This is a genomic window from Roseimaritima sediminicola (assembly GCF_009618275.1).
GTDB lineage: Bacteria > Planctomycetota > Planctomycetia > Pirellulales > Pirellulaceae > Roseimaritima > Roseimaritima sediminicola.
Genome location: NZ_WIAD01000017.1, coordinates 1 through 16,094 on the forward strand (window position 1 = coordinate 1; position 16,094 = coordinate 16,094).

Below are 16,094 nucleotides of genomic sequence, written 5' to 3' on the forward strand. Positions count from 1 at the left end.
CCTAAGAGCCCGACCCTCCCGCTGCGCGGGAGGGTGTTGTCGCGGGGTTTCACCGAAAGACCCAAGCCGAACGCGCTAGTGTCGGGTCTCGCGGCAATGGATCATCCCGCGGCAAAACACGTTTCCGCACCCAAGGCGGTTGCGCACCATTGCCGCGGAGAAAACAACCTACGGCTCAGGGGCCCGAGGCTAACGCCTACGGTTCAGGGGGGGAACGGTCGCTTACGCCGGCCAGGTCAACTCAAAACCTTGGCGCTGGAGCAGGTCTTGGAAATCCGCCAGGGCTTGGCTTTGGTTGCGAACGCCGCGGGGCCGCTCGTTTCGGTCCAGGCAGTGAGCGGCGAGGGCACCGGCGGCTTCGCCGATGCTCCATTCCACCGGGTGCAAGCGGTAACACCCGTTGCTCAGGTGCGTCGTGCCGATGTTCTTGCAGCCGGGGATCAGGTTTTCCATCCGCTGGGGAATCAACGAACCCAGCGGGATCTGAAACGGCACGCTGGGGAAATCGATGTAGTTGTCGCCGCCGCTGCTGGGATGGAGGTCCAGGTGGTAGTAGCCGACACCGACCGAATCGGCAAACGGCGTCGCCCGCAGATGTTTGACGTTCGGGTCGGCCACGGCCGCCCGTTCGGCTCGCGAGATGTGTTGTTCGAGGATGGTGAATTCGGCTTGGATGCGTCGGGATTCGCGGATGTAGGGATACTTTGCCAACCCATCATCGGTTCCCACCAAGTCCTTTCGCAGACGCAGGCCCTTCCAGCCGGTGCCTCCGTCGGGACGCGGCGCTTCGGTTTGCAACCAGTACAGCAGCGATAGGCTGAGCTGGCGCGAGCCTTCCAGGTGTTTGGCGATGTCCGCCTCGTCGCCGGTGATCAGGTTGCCCAGCATGTAGTCGTTCTGGGGCCAATTGACGATCGTCACGCCACTGTCATACGAACCGGGAAGGAAGTTTCGCGGGTCGATGATGCGGCGATAAAGCCAGAGGTTCAGCGAAGGCGTCTTGGGCAGCGAGCCGTCTTTGCTCGGCGGTACGAACGACAGTTCGTGAGGTTTCAGGGTGTTGGGTCTGGAATACCACAGCGACAGCAGCTTGTCCGGCCAGGGCGGCGTCAGGTCCGGGGTGTGGTCTTTCCAGAAATCGTACTGGGCCGGTTTGTCGATGGTGTGGTCTTCGCCGTCGAGGTGGTCGATGGCAAAGCACCAGGTGAACGATTGGATGTTGTCGGGTTCGGCTTCGGCCGGCGCATGAGCTTCGCCGGTTTGCTGTTGCGATTCCGCCCCGGTGATGTATTCGGTGCCGGTCATCGGCAACAGATCGCCTTGTTCGCTGGCGTCGATGAAGTATGGCGCGGACGCCTCGAGCGAACGGCCATCGGCGGTGGCGATCGTCACGCTGCGGACACGGTCTCCGTCGACGTCCGCCCCGGTTGGACGCGCGCCGAGCAGGATGATCAACCGGCCCGTGCTGACCGCCGGCGCGAGCATGCCTTCGAGCACGGCGACGGCCACGTGCGGTTCGTGACACAGCCGCGAGACGCTGCCGTTGCCGGGGTTCAGTCGGGGGTTCTGACGCGCCGCATCGGTCAGCGGATAGTGGCCACGATAGTAATCGCGGACGTGTTCTCGGAATTGCCGATAGCTGGCCGTACAGCCGTGGGTCTCGATATGTCCATGCTCGTCGGGCGGCACCGCCTGTTGGCTCAGCTGTCCGCCCAGCCAATCGGTCGGCTCGGTCAACAGCACCCGCTTGCCCATTCGTGTGGCGGCCAGTGCCGCGGCGCATCCGCCCAAACCACCGCCGACGATGACCACGTCCACTTCGACTTCATCGCCCGAGAGCATCGGCCGCGCGATCGCAGCGCTCGGTAGCAATAGCGAGGAGGAAGCGGTCAGTCCACAGAGTTCGAGAAAACGGCGGCGACGCATGCCCAGGGTAGACGCGGATGAGGATGGAGAGGATGGATGACTGGCCATGGAAACACAAGATAGTAACGAGGGGAGACGAATGTTCAGAAACCGTGCTGGGGCCCAGTATAGAGCACGACGGGCGTTTGCTGGACCGCTGGTATGGCCTTTGCGGTTTCTCGGTCGGTTTTATTTTTTGCCGCTGGAGGACCGCTCCGGCGTTGCTTCCCCCGTTATCGCTATGGAAGAAGGCTGGCCATGAAAGCTGTATGTTGGCACGGACGAAAAGATGTTCGGGTGGATCGTGTCGACGATCCCAAGATTCTGGATGCTCGAGACGTGATCATCAGGGTCACCTCGACGGCGATCTGCGGCAGCGATCTGCATCTGTATCACGGCTACATGCCGGCCATGGAATCCGGAGACGTGATCGGGCACGAACCGATGGGCGAGGTCGTCGAGGTGGGCAACGCGATCACGAACCTGAGCGTCGGCGACCGCGTGGTGGTGCCGTTTACGCTGTCCTGCGGCAGTTGTTTCTTCTGCCAACGACAGCAGTTCTCGTTGTGCGATACCAGTAATCCCAACGCCCAGCAGGCTGCGGAGATTATGGGGCAGTCGCCCGCCGGATTGCTGGGGTACTCGCATCTGCTGGGCGGCTTCGCGGGCGGGCAAGCGGAATACCTGCGTGTCCCCTATGCCGACGTGGGGCCGATCAAAGTGCCCGCGGGCATCGCCGACGAGCAGGTCCTGTTTCTGTCGGATATCTTCCCGACCGGTTACATGGCCGCCGAGAACTGCGACATGGAGCAGGGGGATACGGTGGCCGTCTGGGGCTGCGGGCCGGTCGGCCAGTTTGCGATCCAAAGTGCTTGGATGCTCGGCGCCGGTCGCGTCGTCGCCATCGATCGCGAGCCGGATCGGTTGGCCATGGCCGCCAAACACGGCAAGGCCGAAACCATCAACTTCGAGCAGCAGGATGTGTACGACAAGTTGATGGAGATGACCAAAGGGCGGGGGCCGGATCGCTGTATCGACGCCGTGGGGGCCGAAGCCCACGCCGCCGGTACGCTGCGGGAGGCGGCCGACGACGCGATGGAAGCGGCCCGGCTGCCATCGAACCATCCCTACGTGCTAGCCGAAGCCATCAAGTGTTGCCGCAAGGGAGGCACCTTGTCGGTCCCCGGCGTCTACACCGCGATGGTCGATAACCTGCCATTTGGGCCGGCAATGAACAAAGCGCTGACCATCAAGACCGGCCAGACGCATGTCCAGCGCTACCTCCAACCCCTGCTCGACAAGGTGGTCGCCGGCCAGATCGATCCCTCGTTCATCATTACCCACCGGGGATCGCTGGAGGATGCGCCGCAGTTGTACAAAACCTTTGCAGAACGCAGCGATGACTGCCTAAAGGTTGTGCTAGCACCCTGAGCGACCTGATCAAAAACGATCCAGCCGCACGGCACGCCGTTTGCTTGATACTTAATCGCTTTCGCTGTATGGTCAACGAAAGCGTTGGGGGCCGGAGCCGGGCGGGGGAAACTACGGCATTTGGTGATCCATTAACCTGAGGTGAAATGATGTCAGGAGTGATGAGTGCAACGACGCAACAGGGTTCGCAGTCGGTGGTGCGACCCGGATCGACGGATTCGATTCAGCGGCTCGCCGGTGAGGAACCGGGCATAGCCGAGGCGGCGGGAGAACTGTCGCCACGAGAAGGGGTCAATCGGGTAGCCACGACACTGGCTCGTCTGGGGCAGCATACGCCGATCAATATGGAGTGGTTCCGGCGGGGCGTGGAGGAGTTGAACTACGCCTATTTCGAAGCCGCGCTGTTGCCGGTCAAGGCACGCTTGCGCGAAGCGGTCGATGCTTATCTGAATTCGCCGGAATCGCTGGCCGGCGGCTTGCGGCGACGGGTTACGGCCCGAGCGGCACAGCTGAATGACTGCCAGCAGCATGCGATCGATTCGATCACCGAATTGCTGCTCGCCGATGAAGCGATCTATCTGGCTTTCCGCAATCGCAGCAGCTGGAACGAGCAGCAGGACCCGCTGGAATGGGTTGCCAGCTTCATCCCGGACGCCGTTCTGGGCTTTGTGCGTAAGGCGTAGCCTGGCAGAGCGGTGGTAGGACGTTGCGATGGGCGCGAGCCCATCGGCTGGGGCCCCCGCCGCCCCTGCTTCGATTGCTGCGGGCCATGGCGTCTAACGGCGTTTTGCGGCGTTTTGCGGCTAGCCCAATCTGCTCGCGACCCTCGCGACGAGAAAGGAAACGCGAAAAACCGCGCTTGGGTATTGCGTGTGCAGGCTCCAGTTGGTGAACGAACACGCCGTACACCGAACGGATTGACACGGAACCAAGCGCGAGCACAAATGACGATGTGGCAAAGACTGAAGAACGAGTACGGAAGACTGCGACACTGCCCGCCGGGCAACCGCTTCTGCCGCTATGTTGCCTATCGCCGCAGCCGCCGCGGGCCGGGGTTTGGTTGGTCGCGAGTGGGCAGTTTCGCAGCCGGGATCGCCCTGATTCTGTTGGGCGTCGCGATTGGCTGGTTGCCCGGTCCCGGTGGATTCATCGCCTTTTTCGGATTGGCTCTGATCGCTTTGGAATTTCCCGTGATCGCTCGACTGGCCGATCGCGGCGAACTCTGGCTGAGGGCGAGTTGGCGACGGTTGACGACGTCGCTGAGACGCTGGATCCGAAGCCGTCGACAAGAAGGTGCATGAAGCAGGGGCAGCCGGCGGATATCGCTCAAGAAGGTAGGCTTGCCGGCCTGACTCGGCTTGTCGGGCCTAGGGCACGGTAATGCCCTAGGCCCAAGCCAAGACTACAGCGGAGGGCACGGGACTCGAACCCGCAACCCATTTCTGGGCAACTGATTTCGAATCAGCCTCCTCACCAATTCGGATACCCTCCGTAGCCGCCTGATATGTTTGCCCGATGAAGCGAATCCGTCAAGCGTAGTTCGGGCGATTGATGCGGTTTCTTGCCCGCTCGGCAGGATTCTCCGCGTCACTCACCCAGCAACAGGACACGTTTGCCGGGGCCCGGGTTCAGCCGTCCTAGGAGATCGGTCAGCTGAGGGTCTTGATTCAGCCGGCTTTGCACTTCAGGAGCGAGGCCCGGCGTTTCGGCGACACGGCCGCCTTCGACCCAGATCTGCGAAGGCATGTCAGCCGAGCGTCCACCGAGCAGTTCGCGGACGCGCGAGGCCGCACGCTGGTACAGTCCGGCGATGCCGTTGCCGAAGCCGTCGGCGGTTGCAGCCGTTTCATTGTTTTCGGCGGAATCCGCTCCGCCGAGCAGCGCAGCGAAATCACTGGCCGCGTCGCTGACCGCACGCACAGCGCTGCCGCCGAGGCGAGCGGCGGTGGCCGCGGCAAAAGGGGTGGCGATATTCATCATTGTGTTGGCATCGGCAGCCCCTGGCGAAGGCCTGCAGCGAAACCGTAACGATTATCCGAATTACACCGGTTCTACCCCTTCCCCGCGATCCACCGTCCTGGCGGAGCGGCGGCTGGCGAGAGGAGCTGGTCCCGATCGGACCTCGAGCATTTACTCGGCTTTCTCGGGGACCTTTTCGAGGATTTCCAGCAGGACCTGGTCGGCTTCGATGCCTTCGGCTTGGGCTTCGAAGTTCAACAGTACGCGGTGCCGCATCGCCGGCAAGTAGACGCGGCGGACGTCCTCGAAACTGACGTTGTAGCGGCCCTCGAGCAAGGCTCGGACCTTGGCCGCCAGGGCCAGCGTCTGGGCGCCTCGCGGGCTGCTGCCCCAGCGCACGTATTGGTTGGTCGCTTCGGCTGCATAGGGGCCTTCGGGATGCGTCGCCAGGGTCAGCCGTACCAGGTAATCCTGGACGTGTGAGGCGAGGATCACCTCGCGGACCAGCTGCTGCCACTCGGTGATCTCGTCGCCGTTCATGACCTTCTGGAGCTCGACTTTCTCGCCCCGCGTCGTTCGGTCGACGATCGTGGCCAGCTCTTCGCGGCCGCTGTAGCCGACGACTAACTTGAACAGAAAGCGGTCCAGTTGGGCTTCGGGCAACGGATACGTTCCCTCCTGCTCGATCGGGTTCTGCGTGGCCAGCACAAAGAACGGTTGCTCCAGCTGATACCGATGCCCGGCCGCGGTCACGGTGCCTTCCTGCATCGTTTCCAGCATCGCCGACTGCGTCTTGGGCGTGGCTCGGTTGATCTCATCGGCCAACAGGATCTGAGTGAACACCGGACCGCGCTGGAATTCAAACCGCCGATGCCCGTGCTCGTCTTCGACGATCATGTTCGTGCCCAGGATGTCGGCCGGCATCAGGTCGGGAGTGAACTGGATGCGGTTGAAGTTCAAATCCAGCACTTCGGCCAGCGTCCGCACCAGCATCGTCTTGCCCAAGCCCGGGACGCCTTCCAGCAAGCAGTGGCCGCCGCACAGCATCGCGGTCAGAACTCCGTGAACGATATCTTCATGGCCCACGATCACCTGCCCCACCGCTTCTTTGACCGCGGTGTAGCGTTGCCGGAATTGGTCGGCCCGTTCTTGCATCGATTCAGCGACAGTGGTCATGAGCGAAGTCTTTTTGAAGGATCACGGATGAGAATTCGATTTGAAATTTGCTGACTCTAACGGATTCTATGTAGGGCTCGGAGCGGTAGAAGGCAATGTTTTCTCCCCTCTCCCCCGCGGCGCCGCGAGCGTCAGCGAGTGAAGCAGTGGTGGGAGAGGGGCCGGGGGTGAGGGGGCTCGGAGGCAACGGAATGACTGTTTGCGTACGCCTTTCCGATTCCCGCACCGCATCGGAATACCGAAGTGGTGCTGCTCTGCTGGTCCCCCTCACCCCCGACCCCTCTCCCCCGAATCCTGACTCGCTTAGGCTCGCCAGGCTTCGGGGGAGAGGGGAGAAAACGATTCTTCTCATACATAGATTCCGCCGGAGTCAGGAGATTTGAGATTTCAGATTTCAGATTTCAGCTGGGAACGCGTCAAACATACGGTGTCCGCTGAGCCGTTGCAAACTTGGGCCTTGCAAACTTGGGCCGATGCCTCAGTCGTTCTGTTTGCGGGCCTTGCGTTTCGCCTCGAGCAAGCGTTCGGTATAGGTCTTGCCGTCGTCTTCCGGACGCAGCGACGGGGATGCCGAGGGAGTCGAGCGGGACTTGGATTTGCCGCCCGCCGGGTCCAGTTCCTCGGCGAGAGCCGCGTCGGAACTTTCTGGTGTGGGTTCGAACCGCACGGCCGCCCGCCGGCGGTCGATCGATTGGCTGACCGCTTCTTTGCGCTCGCGGAGCGCCGCCAACCGCGACGGTGTTTCGTCGGCCGCCTTCTGGTCACGCTTGATGAATCGGCCCAGCCAGGCGAAATCGATCGCCACGCGGCGCACCATCACGTCGCCTAAGAACAAACAGCACGCGGCCAAGACAAACCAGGGCCAGGCGTCGCGGATGCTGCGAGCCAAAGCCAAGCCTTTGCGGAACGCGTTCTCCTGAACCAGATCGTCCATCGTGTCGGGTTCCAGAGGCGGGGCCAGTTGACCGGGCTGGCCACCACGCGGCTTGGTGCTGACCAGCGTCGCCAGCAACGCGTCGTTGGTGTCCCGCACGCGGAACTCATCGGAGTACGGCACGGTGACACCGGTGGTCAAAGGCGCGCTGCCCGGCTGGGGAGCAATGTTGACGAAGTAGCTGCCCGCTTGATCGGCCGGAAACGTGCCCACGTAACGTCCCGGTGCGGTCTGTTTCATCGTCAGCGGAATATCGTTCAGATCCGGGCCCACGGCCGATGCATTCATGTCCAAAAAGTTCAAGAACGCGTCTTCTTTGTCGAGGGCCGAAACGACGACCTGCACCTGGCCGTTGCGGACTTGCGTGGCCAAGTCGAACTTGCCGGTGTCGCCGGTCGGTCGCATCAGCCAGCGGACCAGTTGGCTGTAGAATTTGTCGTAATCGCCCCAGTCGGTCCAAGCCTGCGCCCAGCGCGCCCCGGTGTCGGTCGTCAGCACCGCAGTGCGGCCGAGACCGTAATTCCAAACCGCCAGCACGGTCGCGTTCTCCGGTTCGCTGGGCGAGGGCGAGCGGACGAGGACCTGCGACAACGGACTGTCCTTGGTTTGTGTCAGCACCAGGCCGGTGATCGGGGGAAGCAGGCTGTCGATACCTTGCAGCGCAGGATGCGCATAGACGACCTCGGGCGAGGCGCCGCCGGGGATGTCGTGAACCAGGGGACGAGCCACCCGGCGGGCTTCGCGCTGAAAGATCTTGGGCAGCGCCTTGGCGTTCCGCACTTCGTAGTACTTGCCACCGGTTTGATTGGCGATCGACCGCATGCGTTGGCTCTCCACCGAGCCGTGTCCTGCGACGGTTACGGTCGTCACGGTAATTTTGTTGTCGGTAAAGGCGCGGATCGTTGCCGGCGAGGGTGGCGAGGGATCGCCATCGCTGATGATGATGCAGTGTTTCATCGAAGCGTTGCTGCGCGCCAAACTGGTGGCGGCCATCCGCATGCCATTGTCAAACGCCGGCATGTCGCCGGGGGCCATTCGCCGCACCGCGGCCATCATCGCTTGTTTGTTAGGGCCCACCGGCAGCAAACCCTTGCGGCCGCCCCACAACCAACTGTCGCCGGTCATGTTCCAGTACAGCACGCCCACCTCGTCGGCGGGTCCGAGTTGTTCGATAGCGCTCTGCGCGATGACTTTCTGCCAGTAATTGCCCTGAGCCATTTCGCAGGCGTGCATGATCATCGCCAGGGCACCGACCGCTTCGACCTTTTTGTTTTTCACCTGGAAGTCCACCGGCATGGCCTCTTCCAGTTTCGTGCCCGACCAGCCGCCCGCACCAAAGGCCTCTGGGCCGCCGATCATCAACAGTCCGCAGCCGAGTTGTTGTGTGTTGCGGACCAGCATTTCGACTTTGTCGTCATCGAAGGTCACGATCGTATCATCGGCGCTGCCGCTTACGCGCGGTACGCCGGCCAGGATGACCGCATCGTAGGCTTGCAGTTCGGCCAGCGAACCGAACAGTTGATCGCTGGGCCGGATCACCACTTCGATATTCGCCGCCCGCAGCCGTTCGGCCATCAGATCGTATTCACCGCGGCGGCTGAAGTCTTCAATCATCAACACCCGACCCTGGCCACGGATGTAGGTGTACGCCGAAGCTTCGTTGTTCTCTTTCAGCCCATCATCTTGTTCGTCATCGGGAACGAACCGAGCGCGGAAGGTGTAGGGAGCCGGCCGATCGATCTGGTGTTCCAAGGGAAACACACTCTTGCCCGGAGCCAGCGTTGTCGGAAAGTCCAGCAGTAACTCTTCCTGAGCCCCGGTTCCCGCTTCGCTATCGATGCGCGTGACCTGCAGCCGTCCGCTGACCGGCGCCGCGTCGGCTTCGTCGGTATAGGAATTAACCACCACGCGGGCTTCGAAGGGTTGCCCCTTGCGGATGTCCGAAGGCAGGTCGATCTTTTCCACCAAGACCTCGGCCCGCGACTGGAGCACCACCGGGACAACGTCGATACCAATTCCCGAATCGGCCAGGCGAGCGGCCAGCTTCTGCGCATTGCCCAGATTCTCATTGCCATCGGTCACGATCACCAGCCGCCGCGAGGTGTCGTCGGACATCGAAGCCTGCGCCAGCACCAGGGCGGATTCGAGACTGGTCGCGTCGCGGCGTCCGATGTAACTCTCCAGCCGACCGAGTTGCGGAATGTCGTCATCGAAGGGCGGGATCTCGATCGTCGCTTCGCGGCCGAACACGATGATCCCGGCGCGGTCGTTGCGGGCCACATCGCGATGCCGCCGGACATTGCGGATCACGTAATCCAGCATCAACTGCCGCTTGGCTTCGGGGATGCTTTCGCTCTGATCCAGCAGGTACATCACCGTCATCCGGTCGCTGGTCCAGACCAACTGGACTCCGGCCAACGCCAGGATAAAACCCGTCAGTACGGCGGTGCGAAGCAACAACGCCAGGCTGCGGCGGAGCGGACCGAGAGCGGCCAACGATCGGTACCCGGTCCACCACAGCACGGGCAGGACCAGCAGCAACCACAGATAAACGGGATGTTCGAAACCCAGGCGGAAGTTCAACATGATCCAGAACCAGCAAAGACGAGCAGAATGCGGTCGGTTCCCCGTGTCACGGCCGAAATGGCCACCGCTACAGCGAAATCGCATTGTACCGCACCGATCCGCGTTGTTGTGCGGTAGGGGGGCTTTTGCAAGTCCCGCCCCCGACGCGTAACGCCGGCGGCCAAGGGTCGCTGACGATTCGGCTCCGAGCAACTATGATGAGCGGCTCTCCGTTTTGACGCTCCCTCCTGCAGTACACAATGCCCACCGACTACTCGTCGATCGACATCCCGTTCGTCATCCCACAAACACATCGGATTCGCACCACCGAGGATGTTCTGGGACCCGATGCGGCGGTGCTGCTGGACGTGCTGCAGCCGTCGGGCGCATTGCCGGCCAAGGTGCAGGTCTGGGTGGATTCGCATCTGTTGGATTGCCGGCCCGAGTTGCCACAGCAAATCCAGTCGGTTCTGGCTTCGCGGCCGGAGCAGGTGCAGATGGCTGGCAGCGTGCAAAGCGTTGTCGGAGGAGAGCCCTGCAAGAACGATCCGGCATTGATCGAAGGCATGCTCGAGCACTTCAACCGCCACGACCTGGATCGCCGCAGCTATATCGTGGTGATCGGAGGCGGCGCGGTGCTGGACGCGGTGGGCTATGCTGCGGCCATCGCCCACCGTGGCATCCGCTTGGTGCGTTTGCCCACGACCACGCTGGCCCAGGCCGATTCCGGGGTCGGCGTAAAGAATGCCGTCAACTGGTTCGGCAAAAAAAACTGGAAGGGCACGTTCGCCGTGCCCTGGGCCGTGATCAATGATTGGAAACTGCTGGAGACCCTGCCCGACCGCGACTTCCGCTGTGGGTTCAGCGAAGCGGTCAAAGTGACGCTGTTGAAAAGCCGCGAAGCGTTTGATCGGTTGTGTGAGAACGCACCGCGTATCGCCGCCCGCGATGAGGTGGCTTCGGCCAAGGCCATCGCATCGGCGGTGAGGATGCACATTCGTCACATCACCGAAGGCGGCGATCCGTTCGAAATGCTCGAAGCCCGCCCGTTGGACTTCGGCCACTGGTCGGCCCATCGGATGGAGCCGCTGACCGATTACACGCTGCGGCACGGCGAAGCGGTCTCGATCGGCGTGGCAATCGATACGATGTATAGCGCTCGGATGCACGGTTTTCCGGCGTCCGACGCCCGCCGCGTGTTGGACTGTTTGACGGACCTCGGGTTGCCGGTCTCGCATCCGCTGCTGGACGATCCCGAACAACTGCGTTTGGGATTGGAAGAATTTCGCCAGCATCTGGGCGGCCGGCTGACGATCACCCTGCTCGAAGCGATCGGCAAACCGATCGACGTACACGAAGTGGACTGGCCCGAGATGCAGGCCGCCATCGAAGCGGTGCGCGCTTACCAATTAGAAAAGCCACCGCGGTGATCGTAGCTGAAGTCGCCAGACTTTGGATTTCTGCACCGCCCCTATTCAATCTTCGGCAAAAGCCGGCTGCCGCCGGGCGGAGTCCCTTACGGCAATCGTCCGCCGCTGCTGACCTGCGTCACGGCGGCTTCATCCGCTCGTTCGGGTCCGCTGTCCGCCAGCGCGCTATCGACCGAAGGGCCGGCCGACTGCAGGGCGCCCAACACGTCTTCCTGGTTAACCAAGTCTCGCAGGATTATCGGTTGGTCCGGCGCCGTTCCCGGATAGATCGCCAACAGCGGGATCGACTGGCTTTCCAGTTCGTCCAATTTGTTGCGAATCTCTTCGTTGTAATCGCTCCAGTCGGCCAACATCGGGACCGCGTCCAGTTCTTCGATCATCTCGCGTGTTTCTTCGGTGTTCAGCGCCGTGTGATAGTTCCATTTGCACGTCGCACACCAGTTGGCCGTAAAGTCGATCATGACGGTTCGGCCCTCGCTGCGTAGCTGGGCCAGTTTGGCTTCGTCATAGGGTTGCCAGGGAACGACCACGTCGCCCGGGACCAACGCACTGAACGCGAACCACACGATGGCCGCGGCGCTGGCGATCCCGGCTGTCCAACTGGTCAGTCGTTTGCGCAGGCTTTCCCAGTTGGGTACCTGTCCGATCATCCAGCACCCGAACCAGACACCGATCAGCGAAACAAACACGGGCAGTTTGTATTCGTCCGAGAACATGTTGAAGAAGAACGCCACGGTTCCCAGCAACACGAACGCCATCAGCTGTTTCAGCGTTTCCATCCAGACGCCTGGTTTGGGCAACCAGCTGACCAATCGCGGATTGATGCCGATCAACAGAAACGGCAGCGACATGCCGATGCCCATGGCCGTGAACACGGCGAAGATCATCGTCGTGGATTGGCCCATCAACAGGCTCAGCACCAACCCCAGCAGCGGGCCGCCGCAGGGCGTGGCGATGATCGTCGTGAACAGGCCCTTGCTGTAGGCGCCCACGGCACCTTCGCTGTGCTGTAGGTCCTGCGAGACTTTTCCGGACGCAAAACCCGGGACAGGAATTTCCCAAACCCCCAGGAAACTGAGGGCCATGGCAAACAGCAGGACCGTCAACGCCAGCTTGAATTCCAGATAAGTAAATTGTTCACCCCACTTCAACGACAGCAGCGAGGCGGCGGCCGCCAAAGCCCAGAATACGGTCAACACGCCCAGCGAGTACCAGAGGTTGCTCATGAACACCGAACGCGAATCCTGGCCGGCTTGGTCGGTCAAGGACATCAGCTTCAATCCCAAGACCGGCAACACGCAGGGCATCAGGTTCAGGATCAACCCTGCTCCGGCACCCATCAACAGCATCATCGCAAAGGAATACTGTTTCTTGGCTCCGCCACCGTAGACCGTGGGCGACTTCAGCTGCGACTCCTTCTCTTCCCACGGCGTTTCGGCGATCAAGTCCATGACCTGCGGACGTTTGGCAACCGAGAATTGCACCGGAGCGGTTTGCGCGGCTTCGGCCTCCGAGCCCACCTCCAGCTGGGTGGTGAACTGCAGGGCCTTGGGCAACAGGCAACTGCTGTCGGTGCAGGCTTGATAGGCGATGAAGCCTTCCAGTGGGTAGGCGCCGGCGGTCGCGTCTTCGGGAATGGTTAAATCAATCGTCCAGGTAACCTTGCCCTTTTGGTAGGTCGACGTTCCGGCCGGGCCTTTGACGGTAACCGGCGGTTCGGACGGCTGCGGCTCGCTGGCCGCCAGCGGCCCGCGGCGAGTGATGACGAAGTTGGTGGAAAAATCCGAGTCGTCGATCGCTGCGGGATAAACGTGGAAGCCGCGGTCCGGGACGGCCGTCAGTTTTAATTGGACTACGCTGCCCGGCGCAGCCGTCGCCGGCGTGAGTTTGCCTTTCCACTCGACGGTGTAATCCCCGTCGCGGAACGTGGCGTCGGCCTGCGGCGGTTGGTAGGTGCCCGCCAGTTTCGCCTCAGGCGTTTGTTCGAAGGGTTGGCAACTGCCGTCGGTCAAGCAGGTCAGGCCGCGCGCGTCGATCGTCAGCGTGGTCTTCGCCGGATCGACACCTTCGTCCAGTTCGATCGGCGCCGTCCAACGCACCTCGTGCTCGTGTTCTTCAATCGTTACGCCCGGAAACTGGGCCGAGACGCTGCGTTTGGGATCGTGGTCGGGAACGAAAGAACCGGTCAGGCGAGCCGGCGCGTCCTTGGCCAGTTTCAACACCGTGCGGCTCGGACCGCCTGCGCCTTGAGTGACCGAGTACACGTGCCACATGTCCCGCAGCGTGGCATCGACGTGGACGCGTCCCTGCCGGGTGCCTTCGGCGATCTCGAACGATGCTTCCAGCTCAATCGGTTCCTCGTCCTCTGCGACGGCTCCTGAGAACGTGGGTGTGAAACCGTTGCCAAAGGGCTCTTGCGCAGCGGCTAGACCGGGCAGCGCCAGCCACCCCAGTAAACACACCCACAGGGCAAGCCGATTTGATCGATTAACCAATACCATTGCGGTGGCCTTTTTCACGGTCCATTCAAGACAATGCGGAAGAGAAATAGTTTATCGCAAACTGGCTCAATGCTTCGACCCTGTTTCGTATCGAATCCAGCCGAGCCGGGCCCGGTGGCGAATCGGTAGAACAGGCTTCCTTGGTCCATTTTACCCAGTTTGCCAGTGCCAGGAGGGTCGTGGCCTCCCCCAGCACGATCGCGAGGTTCGCTTGTTGGTCTGAAAATGAGCATTCCTGACGAATTCCCGCCACCGCCGCAGGCCAAAGCGCCTCGCGGAGCCAGTTTCGCCAAGCGTCGAGCTGGGCGTCGGCGGCCTCGAGTCCGGTGGCGATGGCAGGGGAGATCGGCCGCTGGCTCACGTTTTCGCCCTGCCCTTCCCCACCGAGAAGCTCCTGCGAGGCCGTCGTGCAGGCTGCGAAACTGAAAACTAAGCGGCCGAGATCCGTGGCCGGCGTGTCAATGCGAAGTGCATCAAAATCGATCAATCCCGTCACCTGCAAACGGTCGCGGTCGAACAGAATGTGGCCGTGGTGGCAATCCCGCAGGACGTACTGTAGCGGTGTGGCCGCCTCGGATTCGTGGGCGTTCCGCAGGGCCGCCTGTAACCGGGCGACGTGCCGGGGCCAGAGCATCCGCAGCGTCGCCTCGGCACGCAGAGCCCAAGCCGGCGCCGATGCGGAGCCGCAGGCCGAATCGGACCGCGGCAGCCAATCGTCGAAATAACGCAGGCGCTGATATCGTTGGATCACGGCGGGCGGCCCGGGGGGACCAACCGAATGAGCGGGGACGATAGGTTCCGCGTGCGGCGATGCAGCGGTGTGAGGAGTCAGGTCAGCGACGGCGGCATGGAAGCGGCCCACCGCCGCGGCGGCCCGGCCGATCGCGCAAACGAAAGCCTCCGGTTCGGCGGGCGAGAACGCACAGGGGACGCCGGGAACCCAATCGCTGTGCTGCCAAAGATAGCCGTCCGCCGCGACGACCTCGTCGGCGTCGTGCAGCGTCGCAGGGACCAGTGTGCAGCCGCGTCGGCGTGCTGCGGCCGTGACCGTCTGCACCTCCCGCACCCGGCTGGCCGCCGTGCCCTGCGGCCAGCGCCGCAGCACGGTGAACTTCGGGGCTCCGGTCGCCCCGCCGCCCTGCCCTGCTCCACCGGCATGTCGAAGGCGGTACAGGAGAGCGCCGCTGAAGCCACCGTCGAGTTTTTCGGCGCGGATCTTGGCGGCGTCGAGACGAAACGCCGACAGCACGGCGGCCGGCAGCGATGGTCGAGGCGGTAGATCGGGCGAGCGGGGATCGGGCATCGGAGCGAGCGAGCCTTGTTCTTTAAAGCCGGTAAGCGGCGATGGCGTTGTCGCTCCAGAACGCCTGTTTCTCGGACGGGCTGAGCGGTTCGACCAATCGCTCCACCGTCTCGATCCAACGTTCGTACGACGAGCCCAGCAGGCACACGGGCCAGTCGCTGCCAAACATCAGCCGCTGGGCACCAAACGCCTCCAGCACCGTGTCCCAGTACGGACGGATCGTCTCGATCGACCAGTTATCCTGGTCGACGATTTCCGTTGTGACACCGGAAAACTTGCACCGCACATGAGGCCGGCGAGCCAGTTCGCGGATGCCCTGTTGCCAGGCGTGGTCCATTCGTCGGCCGTCGATCGTTGGTTTGGCGATGTGGTCCAAGACGAACGGCTGGTCGGGATGAAGATCGACGAAGCGGATCGAGGCTTCCAGCTGGCGAGCGTAGATCAGGATGTCGTACACCAGGTCGTGTGTTTTCAGCAGCGCTACGCCGCGGTTAAACGCATCGCCCAAGATGAACTGCTCATCCGGTTCGTCCTGGACCACGTGCCGGACCGCTTTCAGATTGCCTTCGTCCGCGAACGACTGCAGCGTGTCGGCGATGTCATCCTCCATCAGCGGCACCCAGCCCACGACGCCGCGAATCAGCGAATGCGACGTCGCCCGGTCCAGCAACCAGCGCGTCTCCTCGAGCGACTGACGGGCCTGCACGGTGACCACGCCGGTGACGCCGTGCGGCATAACCGTTTCGGCAAGGTCCTCGGCAGTAAAGTCGCGGCGCAGCTGGGACATCGATTCGTCGATCCAGGCGTACTGCTGGGGCGAATAATTCCAGAGATGATGATGGCTATCGATTCGCATGGTTCGGGTAAGGCAAGCGATTTTCGGAATGGGG

Annotated in this window: 11 protein-coding genes and 1 tRNA gene; 4 read left to right on the forward strand and 8 right to left on the reverse strand. The window is 62.4% G+C overall.

From position 1 onward, the window contains the following. Positions 1-222: 222 nt before the first annotated feature. A complete protein-coding gene (locus GE027_RS10520) occupies positions 223-1,974 on the reverse strand; it encodes an FAD-dependent oxidoreductase (protein WP_237607454.1) in 1,752 nt (583 codons plus the stop codon). A gap of 189 nt (positions 1,975-2,163) precedes the next feature. Between GE027_RS10520 and GE027_RS10525 the strand changes: the two genes are divergently transcribed. The 3 genes from GE027_RS10525 (at position 2,164) to GE027_RS10535 (ending at position 4,637) form a co-directional block, all read left to right on the forward strand. Continuing rightward, positions 2,164-3,336 carry a zinc-dependent alcohol dehydrogenase gene (locus GE027_RS10525; RefSeq protein ID WP_153557154.1) on the forward strand — a complete coding sequence of 391 codons (1,173 nt, stop codon included), beginning with the start codon at positions 2,164-2,166 and terminating at the stop codon, positions 3,334-3,336. Between the two features lie 161 nt (positions 3,337-3,497). Next, positions 3,498-4,019 carry a hypothetical protein gene (locus GE027_RS10530; RefSeq protein ID WP_153557155.1) on the forward strand — a complete coding sequence of 174 codons (522 nt, stop codon included), beginning with the start codon at positions 3,498-3,500 and terminating at the stop codon, positions 4,017-4,019. Between the two features lie 261 nt (positions 4,020-4,280). Then, entirely contained in the window at positions 4,281-4,637 is a 357-nt protein-coding gene (locus GE027_RS10535) for a PGPGW domain-containing protein (RefSeq protein WP_153557156.1), read from the forward strand. A 107-nt stretch (positions 4,638-4,744) separates the two neighbouring features. Here GE027_RS10535 and GE027_RS10540 read toward each other — a convergent pair. The 4 genes from GE027_RS10540 to GE027_RS10555 form a co-directional block, all read right to left on the reverse strand. Then, a tRNA-Ser gene (locus tag GE027_RS10540) sits at positions 4,745-4,827 on the reverse strand. Positions 4,828-4,923: 96 nt separating this feature from the next. Continuing rightward, positions 4,924-5,316, reverse strand: coding sequence for a hypothetical protein (locus GE027_RS10545; RefSeq protein ID WP_153557157.1), 393 nt, complete (start codon positions 5,314-5,316; stop codon positions 4,924-4,926). A gap of 150 nt (positions 5,317-5,466) precedes the next feature. Continuing rightward, a complete protein-coding gene (locus GE027_RS10550; RefSeq protein WP_153557158.1) occupies positions 5,467-6,471 on the reverse strand; it encodes an AAA family ATPase in 1,005 nt (334 codons plus the stop codon). A gap of 478 nt (positions 6,472-6,949) precedes the next feature. Beyond that, entirely contained in the window at positions 6,950-9,991 is a 3,042-nt protein-coding gene (locus GE027_RS10555; protein WP_202617385.1) for a VWA domain-containing protein, read from the reverse strand. 239 nt (positions 9,992-10,230) lie between these two features. Here GE027_RS10555 and GE027_RS10560 point away from each other — a divergent pair, with 239 nt between their 5' ends. Further along, the gene (locus tag GE027_RS10560; protein ID WP_153557159.1) at positions 10,231-11,400 is read left to right on the forward strand and encodes a 3-dehydroquinate synthase; all 1,170 of its coding nucleotides are present in this window, start codon (positions 10,231-10,233) and stop codon (positions 11,398-11,400) included. An 86-nt stretch (positions 11,401-11,486) separates the two neighbouring features. Here the strand turns inward: GE027_RS10560 and GE027_RS10565 are convergent, their stop codons facing one another. The 3 genes from GE027_RS10565 to GE027_RS10575 are packed head-to-tail and all read right to left on the reverse strand — an operon-like array spanning position 11,487 to position 16,060. Next, entirely contained in the window at positions 11,487-13,901 is a 2,415-nt protein-coding gene (locus tag GE027_RS10565) for a protein-disulfide reductase DsbD family protein (protein WP_153557160.1), read from the reverse strand. Between the two features lie 25 nt (positions 13,902-13,926). Then, a complete protein-coding gene (locus GE027_RS10570; RefSeq protein WP_153557161.1) occupies positions 13,927-15,204 on the reverse strand; it encodes an aminoglycoside phosphotransferase family protein in 1,278 nt (425 codons plus the stop codon). A gap of 22 nt (positions 15,205-15,226) precedes the next feature. Further along, entirely contained in the window at positions 15,227-16,060 is an 834-nt protein-coding gene (locus GE027_RS10575; RefSeq protein WP_153557162.1) for an amidohydrolase family protein, read from the reverse strand. Positions 16,061-16,094: the final 34 nt, after the last annotated feature.